The organism is Virgibacillus xinjiangensis (genome assembly GCF_042643145.1).
GTDB classification, from domain to species: Bacteria; Bacillota; Bacilli; order Bacillales; family Amphibacillaceae; genus Virgibacillus_O; species Virgibacillus_O xinjiangensis.
Map to the genome: position 1 here is coordinate 1 of NZ_JBHRSA010000006.1, position 4373 is coordinate 4373.

At 49.0% G+C, this 4373-nt stretch carries 6 protein-coding genes; 4 read left to right on the forward strand and 2 right to left on the reverse strand.

The features are described 5' to 3' along the window. Window positions 1–81: 81 nt before the first annotated feature. The gene (locus ACFOGI_RS02990; protein ID WP_390268203.1) at window positions 82–453 is read right to left on the reverse strand and encodes an iron chaperone; all 372 of its coding nucleotides are present in this window, start codon (window positions 451–453) and stop codon (window positions 82–84) included. A gap of 293 nt (window positions 454–746) precedes the next feature. Here ACFOGI_RS02990 and ACFOGI_RS02995 point away from each other — a divergent pair, with 293 nt between their 5' ends. After that, window positions 747–1466: a hypothetical protein gene (locus ACFOGI_RS02995; protein ID WP_390268206.1), complete on the forward strand. Its 720-nt coding sequence runs from the start codon at window positions 747–749 to the stop codon at window positions 1464–1466. Here ACFOGI_RS02995 and ACFOGI_RS03000 read toward each other — a convergent pair whose 3' ends face one another. Continuing rightward, the gene (locus tag ACFOGI_RS03000) at window positions 1467–2624 is read right to left on the reverse strand and encodes an MFS transporter (RefSeq protein WP_390268209.1); all 1158 of its coding nucleotides are present in this window, start codon (window positions 2622–2624) and stop codon (window positions 1467–1469) included. Between the two features lie 158 nt (window positions 2625–2782). Here ACFOGI_RS03000 and ACFOGI_RS03005 point away from each other — a divergent pair, with 158 nt between their 5' ends. From ACFOGI_RS03005 to ACFOGI_RS03015, 3 genes are all read left to right on the forward strand, one after another. After that, a complete protein-coding gene (locus ACFOGI_RS03005; protein WP_390268212.1) occupies window positions 2783–3175 on the forward strand; it encodes an OsmC family protein in 393 nt (130 codons plus the stop codon). A gap of 76 nt (window positions 3176–3251) precedes the next feature. Beyond that, window positions 3252–4058 (forward strand): YfkD family protein, encoded by an 807-nt coding sequence (locus ACFOGI_RS03010; protein WP_390268215.1) that lies wholly within the window; start codon window positions 3252–3254, stop codon window positions 4056–4058. 62 nt (window positions 4059–4120) lie between these two features. Beyond that, on the forward strand, window positions 4121–4373 hold a 253-nt coding region (locus ACFOGI_RS03015), incomplete at its 3' end, for a hypothetical protein (protein ID WP_390268218.1).

The following is a 4373-nucleotide window of genomic DNA, read 5'->3' on the forward strand; positions in this document are numbered from 1 at the left end:
GTATACGGGTCCGTACGTACGGTGGTGTGAGAGGACGGAGGTTAGTCACCTCCTCCTACTCGATTATGTACGTCTGATTCTTCATTTGCGCCAAAAGGTAGTATAGTCTGCCTTGTCCTGGATGTTGAACGCGATCATCTTTTCAAGCAATGCGTAGTCAACCGGGTGCTTCCACTTGATGCGTACCAACTCCTTGGTATAATCATAGCCGGCCTGTACAATGTCCTCTGAAAAATGGTTGATTGTCACGTGTTCCGGTGCAACAGATATATGATGTTTGGTCACACTGAAGCCGATGATGAATGTGCCGTGATCGGTGAACATCGGCTGGTTCCACTTGACTGCCGGCTCTAGGGTCGGAAACTTCTCCTTCACCCATTCTAAAATTTCCTGCAGGCGATTCCGATGATCGGACTGGTCGATCCCTTCTAGATAATCTGCAAATACTTCCATCTTTCCCCTCCTGGAATGAAAATGTTGTTCAGAATCCAGTCGACCATTGAAACATGATTGAATGACTAGCTATTCTTGAACATCGTGCATTACACGTTCAACTATAGCGTTTGCCAAATGGTTAGTCAAAATGGCTTGGTTTCTCAAAACAAGAGAGGCAATTCGGTGCTTCCTGCTCGTCTTTGCATCGGAGCTGTGTCATACCATGCAAGGTCAGCAAAATCTTTTCCGTTTCATGACAAGCTATAAGTGGAAAAGAATTTTAGTTTTTCATTTTTAGAGGGAGGGCCACTATGACAGCTGACGCCATCATCCTTGGAATCACCTATCTCACTGTGCAGCTTTTTGCCAATAAATTGATATCTTCTTCAGCCATCGGAACCTTTCAGTGGCTTTCCTTATCCGGCGGGGTGGCGGTTTCCTATGTCTTTGTCTACATACTTCCATCCCTTCATCGCGAGCAGCAGGATTTCCCTCAGGACTCCCTATTCACTATGGAGACGGAGCTGTATTTCCTCGGTCTCTTAGGCCTGCTTATTTTTTATGGTGTTCACAATGCAGCGGAACGAATGGAACGACTCCATAAAGAGAGGAAGGGGCGGTTTTTCTGGATCCAGATCGCCTTTTTCGGCGTCTATAATATGCTTATTTCGTATATTGTATTTGCATCCGGCTTGGAGGGCATAGAGGCCATCTTTTACGGAGTGGCCGTCGGGCTCCATTTCATGGCCGTCTCCCATGACATGTGGAGGGAGGACAGCCGCCGTTATGAAGCAGGAGGCCGATATGTCTTGGCTTCAGGCATCATGGCCGGATGGGGTGCCGGTGTCTTTCTCCCTCTGCCGTCCTATGTTCTCGCCGTCATCTATGCTTTCATTTCCGGAGCGATGATTTTCGTTGTCTTGAAAAAGGAACTGCCGGAAGAGGAGAACACCCACTTCCCGACATTCCTGCTCGGCTCCCTTGGACATACGACCATCACGCTGGCACTGAAATTCTTCTTTGACTGGTAATCATACCCGTTTTGATTCGCCGCGGAAGAAAATCGCCGCTGTCACACTGAGAAGGACGAGGACGATCAAATAGAAAAAGGACAGGCCTGGGAATACGTCCACATACACCCCACCGAGGAATGGCCCGCTGATGCTGCCCAGGCTGAAAGAGACCCCTATCATCAGATTGCCGGCAGGGAGCAGGTTAGCGGGCAGGAGATCGGTCAGATAGGCGATGCCGAGAGAAAAGAGTGATCCGACACACATGCCTGCAAGGGTGAACAGTATAAATAAGGCGGCAATATTGGCTTCCAGGATGGCAGCTGCCGAGAAAAGGACAGTACCGAGGGCAAGCACGCTTAACAGGACCGTCCTCCGTCCGGTACGGTCACTCCATATGCCCAGTGGCAGCTGGGTGATCAGGCTTCCTCCTGCAAAACAGGGGATCAATAGGGATAATATGCCGACCTCATGGCCGATCCGCATGGCGTATACGGGGAAAATGCTGTGCAGGGAGGATTCCAGGAACCCATAGCCGAAACCCGGCAGCAAGGCCACCCAAGCAATTTTTCCTGTCTGCCTGAACCGTGTCCAAGAGCTGGTGCTGGCAGCTGTTTCCCTATCTTGCTCTGGCCATTGATTGCGAACAAACAGCATCGCCGACCAGACGAGCATGCTGAACAGAGCCGATAAGACAAACGGCAGTGCCTCATGGATAGATAACAGGCGGGTCATGAGCGGTCCCAACGTGAAACCGAGTCCGAAAAACAGGCCATAGTAGGCGATGGCTTTTCCCCTCGTCTCTTTTGAAGCGGTTGCGGTAATCCACGTCTGGGTGCCAAAGTGGAGCATCTGATCTCCGATTCCTATCAATACCCGCAGGATGAACCAAAGCCACAACACTTCCCAGACAGGGAACAGGAATAGGGAAGTGAAGACAAGTGCACCGCCGATCAGGATGACCGGCTTGAAGCCGAATCTCTGCATGGGTTTTTCCATAAATGGAGAAGCTAACAAGACACCAATATACAGACCGGTAGCATGAAGCCCATTGACAGAGGAAGGCACACCATTCTGTTCAAGGATCACGGCCAAAAGCGGCAACAGCATCCCTTGGGAAAAACCGGATATGGTGACAAGGGCGATCAGTATCCAGAAACGTTTTTCAGCGGACACCATGGTCATCCCTCCTTTTCTTCTAGTATTCATCTATGTTCAATCTAATTGGTTTCAGGGGAGAGGTCAAATTCGCTGACATTCAATTTCAGGTGGAGATGGTTAGGAAACAGCAGGAAAGGAAATAGGTAAGTATTAAGGTATTTTACGGAGGGATTTAAATGGAATTTCACATGAAGGAATGCGGAATACAGACGGACCTGCAGTTTGGTGAACTATGCGTCTCCGGCAATGAAGAGCATGGATACCGGCCGTTCCAGCTGATGGTTGCCTCCATTGCGGGTTGCAGTGGTTCTGTCTTGCGCAAGATATTGGAAAAGCAGCGGGCAGATATAGAGGACATTCAGATTGTCGCCGACACGATCAGAAACCCGGCGGATGCGAACAGAATAGAGGAGATTTCCTTGAATTTCACAGTGAAAGGCAGGGATCTTGATCCAGCGAAAATGCAGAAGAACCTGGAGACTGCCAGGAATAACTGTTCCATGATCCGGTCCGTCGAAGACAGCATCCGTATTGTAGAGAGCATTGAAATCGAAGAGATGGATGGATAAAAAGGTCCCCATCATCCCTGCGTATAAAATTCCTCTGTGAACCAAAAACTAGGGGAAAACGAAGGGAATGGCATACATGAATAAAAAGATCTATATACTCGCAATATTTACTGCCTGGTTTGCTATATTACTCCCCGCCGGTCTTCTCCATGCGGAGGAAGAAGAAAAGTCCAAAGAAGAAAATGAATATGAAATACCAAGCCATGTTTTGACCATATCAAAAGAGAACACCTTTCCGAATTCCAGTGAAGATCAGGAAGTCGTAGAACCGAGTGATCTGGTCAAAGAACTGATGGGAGATATGGATATTGCCATCGAGAATCCGGAATTGATCAAAATGCTGAATGAAACGACATTGAAGCCTTCTCCACTGGCCATCGGTTACAGGGGAATGGTCTATCTAGGAAGATGGCCGCTCAATTACCAATCATCCGAAACGAATATGAACTGGGAATACCAGAAAATCAACCAGAACGAAATAAATAACCTGGGCGGCGACACCAGCCAGAAAATGAATTATATCCAGAAGGAACAGAAAGAAATCAAAGGCGCACTGACGAATAAAATCGCCGACCCGAATCAAGTGAAGACCATGATGCTCCTAGAGGCGAAGGAAAAAACAAACCTCCCGCTTTCATATGCTACAACGATTGGGCGAAATACGAAGAAGGACAATGCCTATGAAGTGCCAGTCAAAAAGCAGGGGACCCTTCAGGCATACAGTCCTGCCGTCAATGAAAAAGGGCAAGTGACCTTTGGGGAAGTATATATTGAATTGAAGGGATCCGACAAAGCAATCACCATCAAAAATGTGACCAAGCAAGGAATCGGCGCATGGATTCCTGTACAGGATCATGTATCCTTTTCTTTTCAATTGGAATAGCGGTTATGTGGAAGGAAGTGCCTGAAGGTGCTTCCTTTGTTTATTTGCGGGGAGGAGCAGTTGTGGAATCAGCAGGAGGAGCGGGGTATCCGCGGGAGCGATGGGATATCGGCAGGAGAGGAGAGATATCCGCGGGAGCGATGGGATATCGGCAGGAGAGGAGAGATATCGGCGGGAGCGAGGAGGTATCGGCAGGAGGAGCGAGATATCGGCCGGAGCGCGGAGAAATCGGCAGGAGGAGCGGGATATCGGCGGGAGCGAGGAGGTATCGGCAGGAGAGGAGAGATATCCGCGGGAGCGATGGGATATCGGCAG

Coding starts and splice junctions, on each gene's coding strand:
- ACFOGI_RS03005 (WP_390268212.1), top strand. CDS start 2,783: ATGGAATTTCACATGAAGGAATGCGGAATACAGACGGACCTGCAGTTT.
- ACFOGI_RS02995 (WP_390268206.1), top strand. CDS start 747: ATGACAGCTGACGCCATCATCCTTGGAATCACCTATCTCACTGTGCAG.
- ACFOGI_RS03010 (WP_390268215.1), top strand. CDS start 3,252: ATGAATAAAAAGATCTATATACTCGCAATATTTACTGCCTGGTTTGCT.
- ACFOGI_RS03000 (WP_390268209.1), bottom strand. CDS start 2,624: ATGGTGTCCGCTGAAAAACGTTTCTGGATACTGATCGCCCTTGTCACC.
- ACFOGI_RS02990 (WP_390268203.1), bottom strand. CDS start 453: ATGGAAGTATTTGCAGATTATCTAGAAGGGATCGACCAGTCCGATCAT.